Origin of the sequence: Serratia sp. 3ACOL1 (genome assembly GCF_003668775.1) — a bacterium.
GTDB classification, from domain to species: Bacteria; Pseudomonadota; Gammaproteobacteria; order Enterobacterales; family Enterobacteriaceae; genus Chania; species Chania fonticola.
On record NZ_CP033055.1, the window covers coordinates 4,930,331 to 4,948,483 of the forward strand.

At 52.6% G+C, this 18,153-nt stretch carries 12 protein-coding genes, 1 tRNA gene and 3 rRNA genes; 10 read left to right on the forward strand and 6 right to left on the reverse strand.

The window, feature by feature from the left end; translation table 11 throughout:
- Positions 1 to 18: 18 nt before the first annotated feature.
- Together fmt and def are read right to left on the reverse strand one after the other, a co-directional pair.
- Positions 19 to 963 (reverse strand): methionyl-tRNA formyltransferase, encoded by a 945-nt coding sequence (fmt, locus tag D9980_RS22320; protein WP_121608467.1) that lies wholly within the window; start codon positions 961 to 963, stop codon positions 19 to 21.
- Between the two features lie 17 nt (positions 964 to 980).
- Positions 981 to 1,490 carry a peptide deformylase gene (def, locus tag D9980_RS22325; protein WP_024485624.1) on the reverse strand — a complete coding sequence of 170 codons (510 nt, stop codon included), beginning with the start codon at positions 1,488 to 1,490 and terminating at the stop codon, positions 981 to 983.
- 132 nt (positions 1,491 to 1,622) lie between these two features.
- On the opposite strand from def, the gene dprA reads away from it, so the two are divergent.
- Genes dprA through aroE form a run of 5 tightly spaced genes read left to right on the forward strand, consistent with a single transcriptional unit; the run spans position 1,623 to position 5,167 of the window.
- Entirely contained in the window at positions 1,623 to 2,744 is a 1,122-nt protein-coding gene (gene dprA / locus D9980_RS22330) for a DNA-protecting protein DprA (RefSeq protein WP_121608468.1), read from the forward strand.
- Positions 2,716 to 3,189 carry a DUF494 family protein gene (locus tag D9980_RS22335; protein ID WP_021182206.1) on the forward strand — a complete coding sequence of 158 codons (474 nt, stop codon included), beginning with the start codon at positions 2,716 to 2,718 and terminating at the stop codon, positions 3,187 to 3,189. Before dprA ends, D9980_RS22335 begins: the two co-directional genes overlap by 29 nt.
- Before the next feature lie 25 nt (positions 3,190 to 3,214).
- Entirely contained in the window at positions 3,215 to 3,760 is a 546-nt protein-coding gene (locus D9980_RS22340; RefSeq protein ID WP_024531126.1) for a type I DNA topoisomerase, read from the forward strand.
- A 7-nt stretch (positions 3,761 to 3,767) separates the two neighbouring features.
- Positions 3,768 to 4,337, forward strand: a complete 570-nt coding sequence (tsaC, locus tag D9980_RS22345; RefSeq protein ID WP_121608469.1) for an L-threonylcarbamoyladenylate synthase type 1 TsaC — start codon at positions 3,768 to 3,770, stop codon at positions 4,335 to 4,337.
- Between the two features lie 11 nt (positions 4,338 to 4,348).
- Entirely contained in the window at positions 4,349 to 5,167 is an 819-nt protein-coding gene (gene aroE, locus D9980_RS22350; RefSeq protein ID WP_121608470.1) for a shikimate dehydrogenase, read from the forward strand.
- 33 nt (positions 5,168 to 5,200) lie between these two features.
- On the opposite strand, the gene D9980_RS22355 is transcribed toward aroE, so the two are convergent.
- The gene (locus tag D9980_RS22355) at positions 5,201 to 5,743 is read right to left on the reverse strand and encodes a gamma carbonic anhydrase family protein (RefSeq protein WP_121608471.1); all 543 of its coding nucleotides are present in this window, start codon (positions 5,741 to 5,743) and stop codon (positions 5,201 to 5,203) included.
- A gap of 517 nt (positions 5,744 to 6,260) precedes the next feature.
- Here D9980_RS22355 and D9980_RS22360 point away from each other — a divergent pair.
- The 4 genes from D9980_RS22360 (at position 6,261) to rrf (ending at position 11,390) form a co-directional block, all read left to right on the forward strand.
- Positions 6,261 to 7,801: ribosomal RNA gene (locus tag D9980_RS22360) — 16S ribosomal RNA — on the forward strand.
- A gap of 145 nt (positions 7,802 to 7,946) precedes the next feature.
- Positions 7,947 to 8,022: transfer RNA gene (locus D9980_RS22365), tRNA-Glu, on the forward strand.
- Positions 8,023 to 8,264: 242 nt separating this feature from the next.
- Positions 8,265 to 11,172, forward strand: a 23S ribosomal RNA gene (locus tag D9980_RS22370).
- Positions 11,173 to 11,274: 102 nt separating this feature from the next.
- A 5S ribosomal RNA gene (rrf, locus tag D9980_RS22375) occupies positions 11,275 to 11,390 on the forward strand.
- Together the 16S, 23S and 5S rRNA genes with 1 tRNA gene alongside form the textbook arrangement of a ribosomal RNA operon.
- Positions 11,391 to 11,797: 407 nt before the next feature.
- On the opposite strand, the gene actP is transcribed toward rrf, so the two are convergent.
- The 3 genes from actP to acs form a co-directional block, all read right to left on the reverse strand.
- Positions 11,798 to 13,450, reverse strand: a complete 1,653-nt coding sequence (actP, locus tag D9980_RS22380; protein ID WP_121608472.1) for a cation/acetate symporter ActP — start codon at positions 13,448 to 13,450, stop codon at positions 11,798 to 11,800.
- Positions 13,447 to 13,758, reverse strand: a complete 312-nt coding sequence (locus tag D9980_RS22385) for a DUF485 domain-containing protein (RefSeq protein ID WP_024484747.1) — start codon at positions 13,756 to 13,758, stop codon at positions 13,447 to 13,449. The genes actP and D9980_RS22385 overlap by 4 nt, the downstream gene beginning before the upstream one ends.
- 191 nt (positions 13,759 to 13,949) lie before the next feature.
- Positions 13,950 to 15,908 (reverse strand): acetate--CoA ligase, encoded by a 1,959-nt coding sequence (acs, locus tag D9980_RS22390; protein WP_024484748.1) that lies wholly within the window; start codon positions 15,906 to 15,908, stop codon positions 13,950 to 13,952.
- Positions 15,909 to 16,797: 889 nt separating this feature from the next.
- Here acs and gltP point away from each other — a divergent pair.
- A complete protein-coding gene (gene gltP / locus D9980_RS22395; RefSeq protein WP_121608473.1) occupies positions 16,798 to 18,114 on the forward strand; it encodes a glutamate/aspartate:proton symporter GltP in 1,317 nt (438 codons plus the stop codon).
- Positions 18,115 to 18,153: the final 39 nt, after the last annotated feature.

Genomic DNA, 18,153 nt, shown 5'->3' on the forward strand with positions numbered 1-18,153 from the left:
CCGGGCAGTGGGAGTGGCTTATAACCGGTTGCCCGGCGTGAACCATTCGCGGCGAGAATTCAGTAAATCTTGTGCCGACATCGGTTTTTTACCGGCAGGCTGGAGCTGCGTGAGGTTGAGAATACCTTGCGCGGTAGCAACCTGAATGCCGTGCTTGTCGGCGTGTACGATAGTACCCGGTTCTGTGTTGGCAGTTTCCGCCAGCACGGTTGCCTGCCAGACTTTCACCGGCTGATCGTCGATGGTGAAATAGCTGATTGGCCAAGGATTGAAAGCACGAATACAGCGTTCCAACTGTTCGGCGGAAAGGCTCCAGTCCAGGCGTGCCTCTTCCTTGCTCAGCTTTTCTGCGTAGGTCACCAGCGCCTCGTCTTGAACTTCGCGCTGTACCGTACCCGCCGCCAATTGCTGCAAGGTGATCAGCAGCCCTTGTGGCCCCAGCTCTGCCAGCTTGTTGTATAGACTGGCGCTGGTATCCGTGGATTCGATCGAGCAAGCGATCTTGTGCATCATGTCGCCGGTATCGAGACCCACGTCCATTTGCATGATAGTTACGCCAGTTTCGCTATCGCCAGCCCACAAAGCGCGTTGGATCGGTGCCGCACCGCGCCAGCGTGGCAGCAAAGAGCCATGAACGTTGATGCAGCCCAGGCGCGGCATATCCAGCACGGCTTTCGGCAGGATCAGGCCGTAGGCTACCACCACCATCACGTCCGCATTCAGGTCGGCAACCAGGTGCTGATTCTCTTGTGGGCGCAGTGACTTAGGCTGGAAAATGGGGATTTGATGCTGTTCGGCCAGCACCTTGACCGGGCTTGGCGTCAGTTTGTTACCGCGGCCTGCGGGGCGATCGGGCTGGGTGAAGACGCCGACCACCTGGTGCCCAGATGACAACAGCGCGTCTAGGTGACGCGCTGCAAAGTCTGGGGTTCCGGCAAAAATAATCCGTAAAGAGTCAGACACGTTGATTTCCTGATCGGTTAGGCGCGAGCTTCAAGCTTGGCCATTTTTTCCAGTTTCTGACGGATACGTTGGCGTTTCAACGGCGACAGGTAATCGACAAACAGTTTGCCAACCAGATGATCCATTTCATGCTGGATACAGATTGCCAGCAGGTCATCGGCTTCAAGCTCAAAAGGTTGTCCTTCACGATTGAGGGCGCGGATCTTCACTTTCTCTGCGCGTGGCACCAAGGCGCGTTGCTCAGGGATGGAAAGGCAGCCTTCTTCGATACCGGTTTCACCGCTTTTTTCCAGCAGTTCCGGGTTGATCAACACCAGGCGTTGATCGCGGTTTTCAGAAACGTCGATGACGATAATGCGCTGATGAATATCGACCTGAGTCGCAGCCAGGCCAATGCCTTCCTCTGCGTACATGGTTTCAAACATATCATCCACGATGCGCTGGACATCTGCATTGACTTCTTTTACCGGGGCCGCAATTTTGCGTAGCCGCTCGTCTGGGAAATGTAATACCTGCAAGACTGACATATATCTTAAGATCTGTATCCGAGTGATGAACAGTGATTAGCTTCTATTCTAGACATTTCTTGGCCTGATTGACAGCATCCCAGACCAATTGCACGAATTGGTAATCCCCTAATTGCAGCGAGGGAATGCTCCATGCGGCCAGAAGAAATCGCTCTACGTATGCATGCGGTGACAAAGATCGACGCACTGCAAGCCAGCCAGATTACCGATCGCCTGATTGCCGAAGGCGGCGATCCTTATCGATTGCTCAAGCCCCTGGGGCTGAATGACCAGCAGCAAAAACAGTTTCGGCGGGGGCATGGGCAGTATCTCAAGGCAACGCTCAAGTGGCTGGAGCAGCCGGGCAATCATATGGTGCGATACGGTGAGCCAGCGTTTCCCGAACTCTTGGCGCATATCGATGACGCGCCGTTATTACTGATGGTGCAGGGCGATGTAGGGGCTTTGCAACTACCGCAAATTGCCATGGTGGGTAGCCGCCAGTTCAGCCACTATGGCGAGCAGTGGGGCAGTTACTTTGCCAGCGGGTTGGTGCATTGCGGTTTCGCCATCACCAGCGGTTTGGCTATTGGTATTGATGGGATCTGTCACCGTGCTACCTTGGAGGCTGAAGGGGTTACCATTGCGGTATTGGGCAGTGGGCTGGCAAATATCTACCCACGCCGCCATCGCCGGCTGGCAGAGCAAATCATTGAACAGGGCGGAGCGGTGATTTCCGAGCATCTGGCTACCGATTTGCCGCTGGCGGCTCATTTCCCGCGTCGTAACCGTATTATCAGTGGGTTAAGTGCGGGCGTGGTGGTCATAGAGGCTTCATTGCGTAGCGGGTCGCTGATCACCGCGCGCTACGCGTTGGAACAGGGGCGTGAAGTGTTTGCCCTGCCGGGGGCGTTGGGTAACCCGATGAGCGAGGGAACTCATTGGCTGATCCAGCAGGGGGCCAGCCTGGTCACAGGCCCAAAAGATATCGCAGAACAGCTGGGAAGTGGGCTGCAATGGCTGTCCGTGAGCGAAAATACAACTATTTCTGCATCAGAGGCCGAAGTTGAATTGCCATTTGCCGATGTGTTGGCTAACGTAGGAGATGAGGTGACACCTGTTGACGTCGTCGCTGAACGTGCCGGCCAACCTGTGCCAGAGGTAGTAATCAAATTACTCGATCTGGAGTTAGCAGGTTGGATCGCAGCTGTACCCGGCGGCTATGTCCGAATAAGGAGGGCATGCCATGTTCGACGTACTCATGTATTTGTTTGAGACCTATATCCACAATGAGCCAGAGATGCACGTTGATCAGGATACCTTGACCGACGATCTTACCGAAGCAGGATTTGATCGTGATGATATCTTCAACGCGTTGAATTGGCTCGAAAAGCTTGCAGACCTCCAGGAAGGCGAGAATGCCCCTTATTTTATGGATGCCGATCCGCTGGCTATGCGGATCTACACCGAAGAAGAGAGTGTGCGTTTAGATGCCGGTTGCCGTGGTTTTCTCCTGTTCCTAGAACAGATCCAGGTATTGAACCTCGAAACCCGTGAAATGGTTATCGATCGTGTTATGGCTTTGGATAATACGGAATTTGATCTCGAAGATCTGAAATGGGTAGTGCTGATGGTGTTGTTCAATATCCCCGGATATGAGAGCGCCTATCAGCAGATGGAAGAACTGTTGTTTGAAGTAAACGAAGGTTACCTGCACTGAGTAGGTAACAGGCATAGAAGACGTTATGACAAAACCAGCGATTTTTGCCGCGAGGCAAAATGAACCCTGTCCGGAATGCGGGGCCGAGTTGGTGATCCGCAGTGGTCGCCACGGCCCCTTCCTCGGCTGTTCTCAATATCCGCAGTGCGAGTATATCCGGCCTTTAAAAGCGCAAGCGGATGGCCATATTGTCAAAGTGCTGGAGGGCCAGCAATGCCCGAAATGCCAGGCAACGCTGGTGTTGCGCCAGGGGCGTTATGGCATGTTTATCGGTTGCAGCCACTATCCCGACTGCGATCATACCGAAGTGATCGACAAACCGGATGAAACCAGCATCGCCTGCCCTCAGTGTGGTCAAGGTCAACTGCTGCAGCGCAAATCTCGCTTTGGCAAGGTGTTCCATTCCTGCGATCGCTACCCGGAATGTCAGTTTGTGCTCAATTTTAAACCCGTCGCCGGTGAGTGTGCTTACTGCCACTATCCATTACTGATGGAAAAGCGCACGGCAAAAGGCCCAACGCTTTGCTGTGCCAGTAAACTGTGCGGAAAACCCGTCGCTATCTCAGAATAATCAAGCTATGAACCCAGAACAAACTTCCGCATTCGCGCCTATTATTGCCGCGCTGGAAAACCAGCAGGTAATCGCTTATCCAACAGAAGCGGTATTCGGTCTGGGGTGTGACCCAGATAGCGAACAGGCCGTCAAACAGCTGTTGGCCTTGAAACAACGTCCGTGGGAAAAAGGCTTGATCCTGATCGCTGCCGATTATGCCCAGCTAGCGCCTTATATTGATGATGGCGTATTGAATGAGCAGCAGCGTGCCACGATCTTTGCCAGCTGGCCTGGCCCGGTAACCTGGGTGATCCCGGCAAAACCGCAAACGCCAGCCTTGCTGACTGGCCGCTTTAGTTCGTTGGCCGTGCGCGTTAGCGATCATCCCTTGGTGCAACAGCTGTGCCGTCAGTTCGGCAAGCCGTTGGTGTCAACCAGTGCCAACTTAAGCGGTGAAGAGCCGTGCCGCACCGTGGCTGAAGTGCAGCAGCAGTTTGGTGACGCTTTCCCAGTGCTGTCAGGTAACGTGGGTGGCCGGTTAAACCCTTCTGAAATCAGAGATGCTTTGACCGGTGAGCTGATCCGTCAGGGCTAGAGGCTAGATCTATGGAGAAGTTCGCGGTATTCGGCAATCCGATTGCTCACAGTAAGTCCCCCCGCATCCACGCGCTATTTGCGCAGCAAACCGGGATCGAACATCCCTATGGCACCATGCTGGCTCCGTTGGACGGATTTGTACCTACCCTGCAACGGTTTATTGCTGCTGGTGGCCAAGGGGCCAACGTCACCGTTCCTTTTAAGGAATGTGCCTATGAGGCAGCAAGCGAACTTAGCGAAAGGGCGGCAATGGCCGGTGCGGTGAATACGCTAAAGGTATTGCCTGATGGAAAGCTGCTGGGGGATAACACCGACGGTATAGGTTTGCTGTCGGATCTTGAACGCCAGCGGTTGATTCGGCCAGATGACCGCGTGTTGTTGGTGGGGGCGGGCGGTGCTGCGCGCGGCGTGATCCTGCCGCTGCTCTCCTTTGGCTGTGAAGTAGTGTTGACTAACCGCACCTTCAGCCGCGCCGAGGAGTTGGCAGCGGCGTTCCGGCATCTAGGTGAGATTGCCGCCTTGCCGCTGGATCGGCTGGATCAGCAGCATTTTGATTTAGTGATCAATGCGACGGCTTCAGGATTCAAGGGGGAGATCCCCGCACTGCCTGACAGCATTATCCACAGCACGACCCGGTGCTATGACATGTTCTACCAACAGGGTGGCACCCCATTCCTGGCTTGGGCGCAGCAGTTGGGGGCGCAACATTATGCGGACGGTTTAGGTATGCTGGTGGGGCAGGCTGCCCATGCTTTCTTTTTATGGCATGGCGTGATGCCGGAGATCGAACCGGTATTGCAGCAATTACGTCAGGAAATGGCGGGGTGAGGGTTGCCCCGCTCTGGCAAGCAGGGCGGGCAGTCAGAAATCTTCGCTAAGGTATTCGTCTTTCCAACGTACATAGTTATTGGCCGAATAACGTAACCCTTCCAGTTCCGCCGGAGTCAAGGCTCTAACCCGGCGCGCAGGGCTGCCTACATATAAGTAGCCACTTTCCAGATGCTTGCCGGGTGCGACCAGGCTACCAGCACCAATCATCACATCATCTTCTATTACGGCACCGTCGAGCAGAATTGAGCCCATCCCCACCAAAACGCGATTACCGATGGTACAGCCATGCAACATGGCTTTATGCCCCACGGTGACATCCTCGCCGATCAATAAAGGGTAACCCGCCGGATTGTAATCGGATTGATGGGTGACATGCAGAATGCTGCCATCCTGGATATTACTGCGTGCGCCGATCTTTACCGCGTTGACATCACCGCGGATGGCAACCAAGGGCCAAACGCTGACGTCATCAGCCAGATCAACGTTGCCGATCACTACGCTGGAAGGATCGATCATGACGCGTTGGCCAATTTGAGGGGAATAATGAAGATAAGGACGCACTGAATTGGACATGGGATTGCCTCGTATAAGGATCTTATTACCGGCAATACTAGACTTTGACGGTGGAATTACAACCAGTTAACACGGAGGATCGTCGGTAAAATGGCCTTGATCGGGCAAGATCCGTGCGAAAGGGCGGAAAAGTGCGCAGTCGGTAAGAAAAGATCTAAAAAGGGGTTGTGGAAAAAAATGGGATCCCTATAATGCGCCTCCATCGACACGGAACATGTGAACAACTTCACAGAGTCTCCGGGGGTCGCAGAGAAAAAAACCTGAAATTAAGGTTGACTCTGAAAGAGGAAAGCGTAATATACGCCACCTCGAGTTAGCAAGCGAAAGCGCGTAACTCACTGCTCTTTAACAATTTATCAGACAATCTGTGTGGGCACTCACAAGACGATATCCAGCTACTTCGGTAGCAAAAAAATATCAAGTCTTGAAGAGTGACCAAGCAGTAATTCATGCGAATGAATTATTACGAAAGTTAATTTTCGAGCATCGCTTCACGAGTTGAAGCAAATCAAGCTTTTAATTGAAGAGTTTGATCATGGCTCAGATTGAACGCTGGCGGCAGGCCTAACACATGCAAGTCGAGCGGTAGCACAAGGAGCTTGCTCCTGGGTGACGAGCGGCGGACGGGTGAGTAATGTCTGGGAAACTGCCCGATGGAGGGGGATAACTACTGGAAACGGTAGCTAATACCGCATAACGTCTTCGGACCAAAGTGGGGGACCTTCGGGCCTCACACCATCGGATGTGCCCAGATGGGATTAGCTAGTAGGTGAGGTAATGGCTCACCTAGGCGACGATCCCTAGCTGGTCTGAGAGGATGACCAGCCACACTGGAACTGAGACACGGTCCAGACTCCTACGGGAGGCAGCAGTGGGGAATATTGCACAATGGGCGCAAGCCTGATGCAGCCATGCCGCGTGTGTGAAGAAGGCCTTCGGGTTGTAAAGCACTTTCAGCGAGGAGGAAGGGTTCGGTGTTAATAGCACCGTTCATTGACGTTACTCGCAGAAGAAGCACCGGCTAACTCCGTGCCAGCAGCCGCGGTAATACGGAGGGTGCAAGCGTTAATCGGAATTACTGGGCGTAAAGCGCACGCAGGCGGTTTGTTAAGTCAGATGTGAAATCCCCGAGCTTAACTTGGGAACTGCATTTGAAACTGGCAAGCTAGAGTCTTGTAGAGGGGGGTAGAATTCCAGGTGTAGCGGTGAAATGCGTAGAGATCTGGAGGAATACCGGTGGCGAAGGCGGCCCCCTGGACAAAGACTGACGCTCAGGTGCGAAAGCGTGGGGAGCAAACAGGATTAGATACCCTGGTAGTCCACGCTGTAAACGATGTCGACTTGGAGGTTGTGCCCTTGAGGCGTGGCTTCCGGAGCTAACGCGTTAAGTCGACCGCCTGGGGAGTACGGCCGCAAGGTTAAAACTCAAATGAATTGACGGGGGCCCGCACAAGCGGTGGAGCATGTGGTTTAATTCGATGCAACGCGAAGAACCTTACCTACTCTTGACATCCACAGAACTTTCCAGAGATGGATTGGTGCCTTCGGGAACTGTGAGACAGGTGCTGCATGGCTGTCGTCAGCTCGTGTTGTGAAATGTTGGGTTAAGTCCCGCAACGAGCGCAACCCTTATCCTTTGTTGCCAGCGCGTAATGGCGGGAACTCAAAGGAGACTGCCGGTGATAAACCGGAGGAAGGTGGGGATGACGTCAAGTCATCATGGCCCTTACGAGTAGGGCTACACACGTGCTACAATGGCATATACAAAGAGAAGCGAACTCGCGAGAGCAAGCGGACCTCATAAAGTATGTCGTAGTCCGGATCGGAGTCTGCAACTCGACTCCGTGAAGTCGGAATCGCTAGTAATCGTAGATCAGAATGCTACGGTGAATACGTTCCCGGGCCTTGTACACACCGCCCGTCACACCATGGGAGTGGGTTGCAAAAGAAGTAGGTAGCTTAACCTTCGGGAGGGCGCTTACCACTTTGTGATTCATGACTGGGGTGAAGTCGTAACAAGGTAACCGTAGGGGAACCTGCGGTTGGATCACCTCCTTACCTAAAGATATGCAGTTGAGTGCAGTGTCCACACAGATTGTCTGATGAAAAGTAATGAGCAAAGCGCTACCTGTTGATGTAATGAGTCTTCTGGACTCATGCTGATACGAACCGATTAAGAAGTTTTATTTAATCGGATTTTCGTGTCCCCATCGTCTAGAGGCCTAGGACACTGCCCTTTCACGGCTGTAACAGGGGTTCGAATCCCCTTGGGGACGCCATCCGATAATGAGTGAAAGACATTATCACCGGTCATTCGTGACTGATTATCTTAAAGATGACTCTTGCGAGTCGTGTTTAAGATATTGCTCTTTAACAATCTGGAACAAGCTGAAAATTGAAACATGACAGCTGAAACTTATCCCTCCGTAGAAATATTGGGGTAAGGATTAACCTGTCATAGAGTCTCTCAAATAAACAGCGCGACAGTGTCTCTGTTTACAGAAACACCTTCGGGTTGTGAGGTTAAGTGACTAAGCGTACACGGTGGATGCCTAGGCAGTCAGAGGCGATGAAGGGCGTGCTAATCTGCGAAAAGTGTCGGTAAGGTGATATGAACCGTTATAACCGGCAATACCCGAATGGGGAAACCCAGTGTGTTTCGACACACTATCGTATGGTGAATACATAGCCATACGAGGCGAACCGGGGGAACTGAAACATCTAAGTACCCCGAGGAAAAGAAATCAACCGAGATTCCCCTAGTAGCGGCGAGCGAACGGGGAACAGCCCAGAACCTGAATCAGTTCTTGTGTTAGTGGAAGCGTCTGGAAAGTCGCGCAGCAAAGGGTGATAGCCCCGTACACTAAAATGCATTAATTGTGAGTTCGATGAGTAGGGCGGGACACGTGACATCCTGTCTGAATATGGGGGGACCATCCTCCAAGGCTAAATACTCCTGACTGACCGATAGTGAACCAGTACCGTGAGGGAAAGGCGAAAAGAACCCCGGCGAGGGGAGTGAAATAGAACCTGAAACCGTGTACGTACAAGCAGTGGGAGCACCTTCGTGGTGTGACTGCGTACCTTTTGTATAATGGGTCAGCGACTTATATTTTGTAGCAAGGTTAACCGTATAGGGGAGCCGTAGGGAAACCGAGTCTTAACTGGGCGAATAGTTGCAAGGTATAGACCCGAAACCCGGTGATCTAGCCATGGGCAGGTTGAAGGTTGGGTAACACTAACTGGAGGACCGAACCGACTAATGTTGAAAAATTAGCGGATGACTTGTGGCTGGGGGTGAAAGGCCAATCAAACCGGGAGATAGCTGGTTCTCCCCGAAAGCTATTTAGGTAGCGCCTCGTGAACTCATCTTCGGGGGTAGAGCACTGTTTCGGCTAGGGGGCCATCCCGGCTTACCAAACCGATGCAAACTCCGAATACCGAAGAATGTTATCACGGGAGACACACGGCGGGTGCTAACGTCCGTCGTGAAGAGGGAAACAACCCAGACCGCCAGCTAAGGTCCCAAAGTCATGGTTAAGTGGGAAACGATGTGGGAAGGCATAGACAGCCAGGATGTTGGCTTAGAAGCAGCCATCATTTAAAGAAAGCGTAATAGCTCACTGGTCGAGTCGGCCTGCGCGGAAGATGTAACGGGGCTAAACCATGCACCGAAGCTGCGGCAGCGACGCTTAGGCGTTGTTGGGTAGGGGAGCGTTCTGTAAGCCGTTGAAGGTGAACTGTGAGGTTTGCTGGAGGTATCAGAAGTGCGAATGCTGACATAAGTAACGATAAAGCGGGTGAAAAACCCGCTCGCCGGAAGACCAAGGGTTCCTGTCCAACGTTAATCGGGGCAGGGTGAGTCGACCCCTAAGGCGAGGCCGAAAGGCGTAGTCGATGGGAAACAGGTTAATATTCCTGTACTCGGTGTTACTGCGAAGGGGGGACGGAGAAGGCTAGGCTAGCCGGGCGACGGTTGTCCCGGTTTAAGCGTGTAGGGGGGTGTTCCTGGTAAATCCGGAACGCTATCAACCCTGAGGCGTGATGACGATGCACTACGGTGCAGAAGTAGTTGATGCCCTGCTTCCAGGAAAAGCCTCTAAGCATCAGGTAACATCAAATCGTACCCCAAACCGACACAGGTGGTCAGGTAGAGAATACCAAGGCGCTTGAGAGAACTCGGGTGAAGGAACTAGGCAAAATGGTGCCGTAACTTCGGGAGAAGGCACGCTGGCGCGTAGGTGAAGAGACTTGCTCTCGGAGCTGAAGCCAGTCGCAGATACCAGCTGGCTGCAACTGTTTAATAAAAACACAGCACTGTGCAAACACGAAAGTGGACGTATACGGTGTGACGCCTGCCCGGTGCTGGAAGGTTAATTGATGGGGTCAGCCGCAAGGCGAAGCTCTTGATCGAAGCCCCAGTAAACGGCGGCCGTAACTATAACGGTCCTAAGGTAGCGAAATTCCTTGTCGGGTAAGTTCCGACCTGCACGAATGGCGTAATGATGGCCAGGCTGTCTCCACCCGAGACTCAGTGAAATTGAACTCGCTGTGAAGATGCAGTGTACCCGCGGCAAGACGGAAAGACCCCGTGAACCTTTACTATAGCTTGACACTGAACATTGAGCCTTGATGTGTAGGATAGGTGGGAGGCTTTGAAGTGTGGACGCCAGTCTGCATGGAGCCAACCTTGAAATACCACCCTTTAATGTTTGATGTTCTAACTCGGCCCCGTAATCCGGGGTGAGGACAGTGTCTGGTGGGTAGTTTGACTGGGGCGGTCTCCTCCCAAAGAGTAACGGAGGAGCACGAAGGTTAGCTAATCACGGTCGGACATCGTGAGGTTAGTGCAAAGGCATAAGCTAGCTTGACTGCGAGAGTGACGGCTCGAGCAGGTACGAAAGTAGGTCTTAGTGATCCGGTGGTTCTGAATGGAAGGGCCATCGCTCAACGGATAAAAGGTACTCCGGGGATAACAGGCTGATACCGCCCAAGAGTTCATATCGACGGCGGTGTTTGGCACCTCGATGTCGGCTCATCACATCCTGGGGCTGAAGTAGGTCCCAAGGGTATGGCTGTTCGCCATTTAAAGTGGTACGCGAGCTGGGTTTAGAACGTCGTGAGACAGTTCGGTCCCTATCTGCCGTGGGCGTTGGAAGATTGAGAGGGGTTGCTCCTAGTACGAGAGGACCGGAGTGAACGCACCACTGGTGTTCGGGTTGTCATGCCAATGGCACTGCCCGGTAGCTAAGTGCGGAAAAGATAAGCGCTGAAAGCATCTAAGCGCGAAACTTGCCTCGAGATGAGTCTTCCCTGGGCCTTTAAGGCCCCTGAAGGAACGTTTAAGACTAAGACGTTGATAGGCTGGGTGTGTAAGTGCAGCGATGCATTGAGCTAACCAGTACTAATGATCCGTGAGGCTTAACCTTACAACACCAAAGGTGTTTTAGAGTAGACGACAATTTTCAGCGACGTTCCGAGATTGGTTCTGGTGGTTACGAAAGTAACGGCCAAGAATGAAACAGAATTTGCCTGGCGGCAATAGCGCGGTGGTCCCACCTGACCCCATGCCGAACTCAGAAGTGAAACGCCGTAGCGCCGATGGTAGTGTGGGGTCTCCCCATGCGAGAGTAGGACACTGCCAGGCATCAATTAAGCCAAGAGGCCATCCGCAAGGATGGCCTTTTTGCTATGCGCAGAAAACAGGAAATAACAGTGAAAACCCCTCACCCCAGCCCTCTCCCAGAGTACCCATCGAGAATATCCTGAACCCCCGTGTTAGGGAGAGGGAGCAGTCCGGCATCGTGGGTGAGCCTGTGCGGCTTCGGCAAGTCGGAACCTTTGATGAACCCATGCCGTTTCGGCAGTGATGCGTAATAAGAAATTTGAAGGGTTACACAGAGAAACCAGCGGACTCGATCGGTTCCCTCTCCCTGTGGGAGAGGGTTAGGGTGAGGGGCGATCACACGATCTGACTCAAATTAACCTGCCGGAAGACCCAGCAGGCTAACTCTTTAAAGCAGGGCCGAGTCAACCTCAGCCCAAATCAACGGCTTAGTGTGCACTCCCCTGCGAAATCCCCAACCCCGTTTGTGAACGTACAAACTGGGAACGGAATTTCACGCGTTCTTGCTGCCCAACCAACGAATTGTCGGTCACAGAGAAGAACCAGGTGCCGATAAAGGCGACCAGCATAGAGAACAACGCTGGATATTCGTAAGGATAAATCGGTTTGGCATGGCCGAGGATTTGCACCCAGATAGTCGGGCCCAGGATCATCAGGATCACTGCGGTTAACAGACCAAGCCACCCGCCGATCATTGCTCCCCGCGTGGTCAGACGTGACCAGTACATGGAAAGAATGATGATTGGGAAGTTACAGCTGGCCGCAATGGAGAATGCCAGCCCCACCATAAAGGCAATGTTCTGCTTCTCAAACAGGATCCCCAGCGCGATAGCTACCACCCCGAGCAATACCACGGTGATTTTGGAGACTTTCAGCTCGTCACGCTCGGTCGCTTTGCCGTTTTTGATGACGCAGGCATAGAGATCGTGAGACACCGCCGAAGCACCTGCCAACGTTAACCCGGCAACCACCGCCAGGATCGTGGCAAATGCCACTGCCGAGATAAAGCCGAGGAAGAAGTTACCCCCCACCGCGTTAGACAGATGCACCGCCGCCATGTTCGTTCCGCCCAGCAATGCCCCACTGGCATCTTTGAAGGCCGGATTGCCACTGACCAGCAGGATCGCGCCGAAACCGATAATAAAGGTCAGGATATAGAAGTAACCGATAAAACCGGTGGCATAGAACACGCTCTTACGCGCTTCTTTGGCATCGCTAACGGTGAAGAAACGCATCAGGATATGTGGCAAACCGGCGGTCCCGAACATCAATGCCAGACCCAGGGAGAGGGCGGATATAGGGTCGGAGACCAGTCCGCCAGGGCTCATGATGGCAAGCCCTTTCGGATGCACCTTCACGGCTTCGGCAAACAGGGTATTGAAGTCAAAGTTGACGGATTTCATCACCATCAGCGCCATAAAGCTGGCACCGGCCAACAGCAGCACGGCCTTGATGATTTGCACCCAGGTGGTAGCCAGCATGCCACCGAACAGGACATACAGCACCATCAATATACCGACCAAGACAACGGCGACGTGGTAATTGAGGCCGAATAGCAGCTGGATCAATTTGCCCGCGCCCACCATCTGGGCGATCAGGTACAGCGCCACCACCACCAGGGAACCACAGGCTGAAAGGGAGCGAATCGGCTTCTGTTTCAGGCGGTAAGAGGCCACGTCGGCGAAGGTATATCGGCCAAGGTTACGTAGCCGCTCGGCAATCAGGAACAATATGATTGGCCAACCAATCAGGAAGCCAATGGAATAAATCAGCCCATCATAGCCGGAGGTATAAACCAGTGCGGAGATACCGAGGAACGATGCCGCAGACATAAAGTCGCCGGCGATAGCCAAGCCATTTTGCAACCCGGTGATGCGCCCGCCAGCGGTATAGTAATCCTGACGAGATCGGGTACGTTTGGAAGCCCAGTAGGTGATGTAAAGGGTGGCACCGACGAACAGCAGGAACATGATGATGGCCTGGATGTTCAGCGGTTGGCGCTGTACTGCACCACCAATGGCATCGGCATGGCTTAGGCCTGGCAGGGCCAACAGTGCGGTAGCTGAAAGTAGGCGCTTCATTGTTGTACCTCGCGCAGGATTTCAGCATTCAGGCGATCGAATTCACCGTTGGCACGATAAACATAGATCCCGGTTAACACGAAAGAAATCACGATCAATCCCACGCCAACCGGGATCCCACGGGTAATGGTTAATCCGGGACCGAGTGGAGTCCCCAGCCACTGAGGATCGAAGGCGATCAGTAAGATAAAGCCAACGTACAGCGCGAGTGTGATCAGTGACAGGAGCCAGGCGAAACGGCTGCGCTTTTGCACCAGCTCCTGAAAGCGCGGGTTTTCTTCAATCCTTTGATAAATATCTTCATTCATCCGAGTTTCTCCAATAGGTATTGAACAAGTACGCCACGCGATACCCTTCCAGCTGGCAAATCGGCGCTCTGCGGGCCGCTTTGACCCATCCCAGCCAAATGTCTGGGATCGGCTTTACTGCAGTTGAAAGCTTTCAGGTATACAGGCCGTTCAGCTGCGCATGGCAGACGAACGGCCGGAGGCAGCGCGGATTAGGATGGAACTTTCATTGATTGTTTCTCTTCCAACAGCTTTTCGACTACGGCCGGATCCGCCAGCGTTGAGGTATCCCCCAGGTTGCTGGTATCACCGGCGGCAATTTTGCGCAGAATACGCCGCATGATTTTGCCAGACCGCGTTTTTGGCAAAGAGTCGGTCCAATGGAGAATGTCAGGCGTGGCAATCGGCCCGATTTCCTTACGCACCCAGTTACGTACTTCGGCATACAGTTCCGGCGTTGGCTCTTCCCCATGATTCAGGGTGATATAGGCATAAATTGCCTGACCCTTGATGTTATGTGGAATACCTACCACCGCAGCCTCGGCAATTTTGGGGTGGGATACCAATGCGGATTCAATTTCGGCCGTGCCCAGACGGTGGCCGGAAACGTTCAGCACGTCATCGACACGGCCGGTGATCCAGTAATAGCCATCTTCGTCACGGCGTGCGCCGTCACCGCTGAAGTACATGCCTTTAAAGGTAGAGAAGTAGGTTTGCTCGAAGCGGTCATGGTCACCGTACAGAGTTCGAGCCTGGCCTGGCCAAGAATCGGTGATCACCAGGTTGCCTTCGCAAGCGCCTTCCTGCGGGGTGCCCATATTGTCGACCAATGCCGGTTGCACACCAAAGAATGGGCGAGTGGCGGAGCCAGCCTTCAGCTCGGTAGCTCCTGGTAGCGGGGTGATCATGAAGCCACCGGTTTCGGTCTGCCACCAGGTATCAACGATCGGGCATTTTGCGTTACCAATCTTGTTGTAATACCACTCCCAGGCCTCTGGGTTGATTGGCTCACCCACGGAACCCATAATGCGCAGCGAATCGCGTTTGGTGCCTTCGATTGCTTTGTCGCCTTCGGCCATCAGGGCGCGGATTGCCGTTGGTGCGGTATACAGGATATTGACCTGATGCTTATCCACTACCTGCGACAGACGGTTTACGCCTGGGTAGTTCGGCACGCCTTCAAACATCAGCGTAATGGCACCGCAGGCCAATGGGCCATATAACAGGTAGCTATGGCCGGTAACCCAGCCCACGTCGGCGGTGCACCAATAGACGTCGCCATCATGGTAATCAAAGACGTATTTGAAGGTCAGCGCGGCGTAAACCAGATAGCCCCCGGTGGTATGTACCACGCCTTTCGGTTTGCCGGTTGAGCCGGAGGTATAGAGGATAAACAGCGGATCTTCCGCGTTCATCTCTTCCGGTGGGCAGTCGGCAGATACGCCTTCGGTCAGCTCATGCCACCAGAGATCGCGCCCTTCTTGCCAGTAGCCCGGCTTGCCGGTGCGTTGGAAGACCACCACGTTGTTGACGCTTTTCACCCCTGGGTTCTTCAGCGCATCATCGACGTTCTTTTTCAGCGGTACCGCGCGGCCAGCACGCAGCCCTTCATCAGCGGTGATCACCAGTTTGGAGTTGGAGTCGATAATACGGCCCGCTACGGCTTCTGGGGAAAAGCCCCCAAAGATCACCGAGTGCACGGCGCCAATGCGCGCACAGGCCAGCATGGCGACGGCGGCCTCAGGCACCATTGGCATATAGATGGCCACCACATCGCCTTTTTTCACCCCGAGCTTTTTCAGTACGTTGGCGAACTGGCAGACATCGTGGTGCAGCTGCTTGTAGGTGACCTTGGCCGATTGGGTCGGGTCGTCACCTTCCCAGATGATGGCGGTTTGGTCGCCGCGTTCGGCCAAGTGGCGGTCCAGGCAGTTTGCCGCCAGGTTAAGGGTACCGTCTTCAAACCAGCGGATGCTGATATGACCAGGATCGAAAGAGGTGTTCTTCACTGAGGTATAGGGCTTGATCCAATCGAGGATCTTGCCGTGCTCGCCCCAGAATGCCGCTGGGTCTTGTACAGACTGTTGATAATATTGCTGGTATTGCTCCGGATTGATCAGGGCACGATCTGCAATTGCAGAAGGAATGGCGTGTTTGTGCAGTTGGCTCATGGTTTTTCTCCTTAGAATTGTTAATGATATGTCAACTGATGGTTAAGTATAGTTTGCCATGACGGTTTGTTTCTTTTTTGGGCGGCAGATCACGCAACGAAGATGTTGATTTGTAATAGTTACTGTCGTAATTGTGTTGTGTAACTGTTTGGTTGACGGTGAAAAGACGGTAATGGGCGTATTTCTGTTAAAAAAGTTTTTAGATAACTAAAAATATTAAGCGCGAGGCATCGGCTTGGTGATGCAGGAAACAATAAGACCGAAGTTATATTTTACAGCTAATCAGACTCTATTAATGACTGCTATAAATACTCAGCATAATTGTTAGCTGTAACCTGTCGACGGGTTATTTTTTTCTGCTTTTATTATGTTGGTTTTTTTGAAAATACAAACAAGATGTTTGGTGAATGATTTCATAGTAATTTATTAGTTTTTCGAATCATATTAAGACTTATCTTAGTATGTTGAAGGTGTTCACATGGGGCTTTTATTTTCTTTTTTTAAACCTTGCGTTAACAATATGGAAACACACTTTTAGACTAAATATGCAAATGCAATGACGAATCACGCACTTTTATTTGGATTAAAAATCGTCCTATCCTATCGGCTATTGTTCCGCCCAAGATAATATTATGTTTTTTAGAACAAGTAATTATGTTGCAGTTCGTTTTTTGTTTGTTGGTTTTTTGCTGGCGAAACGGACAAAGTCGAGATGAAACAAGGCTTGCAGAAGCCCGCCTTCAGATGGTACAGATTTATACTGCGTTACACCAAGGGCAGTTGGCGCAGAGGTTCACAAACATAAGCCTGTAATAAATGATTAAGTATTCCTTCCGGAGCCTAGGTGTGTTTAACACGTTGGCACGGAGTCTTTGAGGACTTTTTGGGTATGAAAAATGTAAAAATCAGCCTGGCCTGGCAAATCCTGATCGCGTTGGTATTGGGTATTATCCTGGGCGCAGTGCTGCATAATCAAACGGAATCGCGTGAGTGGATGGTCAGTAATATATTGAGCCCCGCCGGTGATATCTTTATTCGTTTGATCAAGATGATCGTGGTGCCTATTGTTATTTCCACGCTAATCGTCGGTATTGCCGGTATTGGCGATACCAAAAAGCTGGGCCGTATTGGATTGAAAACCATTATCTATTTTGAAGTGATCACCACCATCGCCATCATCGTGGGTGTGACATTGGCTAATGTTTTTCAACCCGGGCACGGCATCGACATGTCGGCGCTGACCGCGGTCGATATCTCACAGTATGAAAAAACGACGGAACAGGTGCAAAGCGGCTCACATAGCCTGGTTGCCACCATCCTTTCGTTAATTCCTTCTAACGTGTTCTCGTCGATGGTCAAAGGCGACATGCTGCCTATCATCTTCTTCTCGGTGCTGTTTGGCCTGGGCTTGTCTTCCTTGCCGAAAGAGACCAAAGAGCCGCTGCTGAAGGTGTTCAAAGCGGTGGCCGAGAGCATGTTCAAGGTGACCCACATGATCATGCGTTACGCTCCTATTGGGGTGTTTGGTCTGATCTCGGTCACGGTAGCCAACTTCGGTTTCGCTTCGCTCTTGCCATTGGCCAAGCTGGTAGTGCTGGTTTATTTCGCTATCGCCTTTTTTGCCTTGGTGGTTCTGGGGGCCGTTGCGCGGCTGTGTAACCTGCGTATCTGGACGCTGATCCGCATCTTGAAAGAAGAGCTGATCCTGGCTTACTCAACGGCCAGTTCGGAAACCGTGTTGCCGCGCATTATCGAAAAGATGGAGGCCTACGGCGCGCCAAAATCCATCACCAGCTTCGTGGTGCCTACCGGCTACTCTTTCAATCTGGACGGTTCTACGTTGTACCAGAGTATTGCCGCCATCTTTATTGCACAGCTATACGGCATTGAGCTGTCGCTGGGGCAAGAGATCATTCTGGTGCTGACGCTGATGGTGACTTCAAAAGGGATTGCCGGAGTGCCGGGTGTCTCCTTTGTGGTGCTGTTGGCGACCTTGGGCAGCGTGGGTATTCCGCTGGAAGGTTTGGCGTTTATCGCCGGCGTTGACCGTATCCTCGATATGGCGCGTACGGCTCTGAACGTGGTGGGCAATGCGCTGGCGGTGTTGGTGATTGCCAAATGGGAACATCAGTTCGACCGTAAAAAGTCGTTGGCCTACGAGCAGGAGTTCCTGGCCAGTAAAGTGACCCCTGCCAATCAGGCGTAAGTCGCTCCATCTCTTTATCTCAAAACCCGCCGCTGGCGG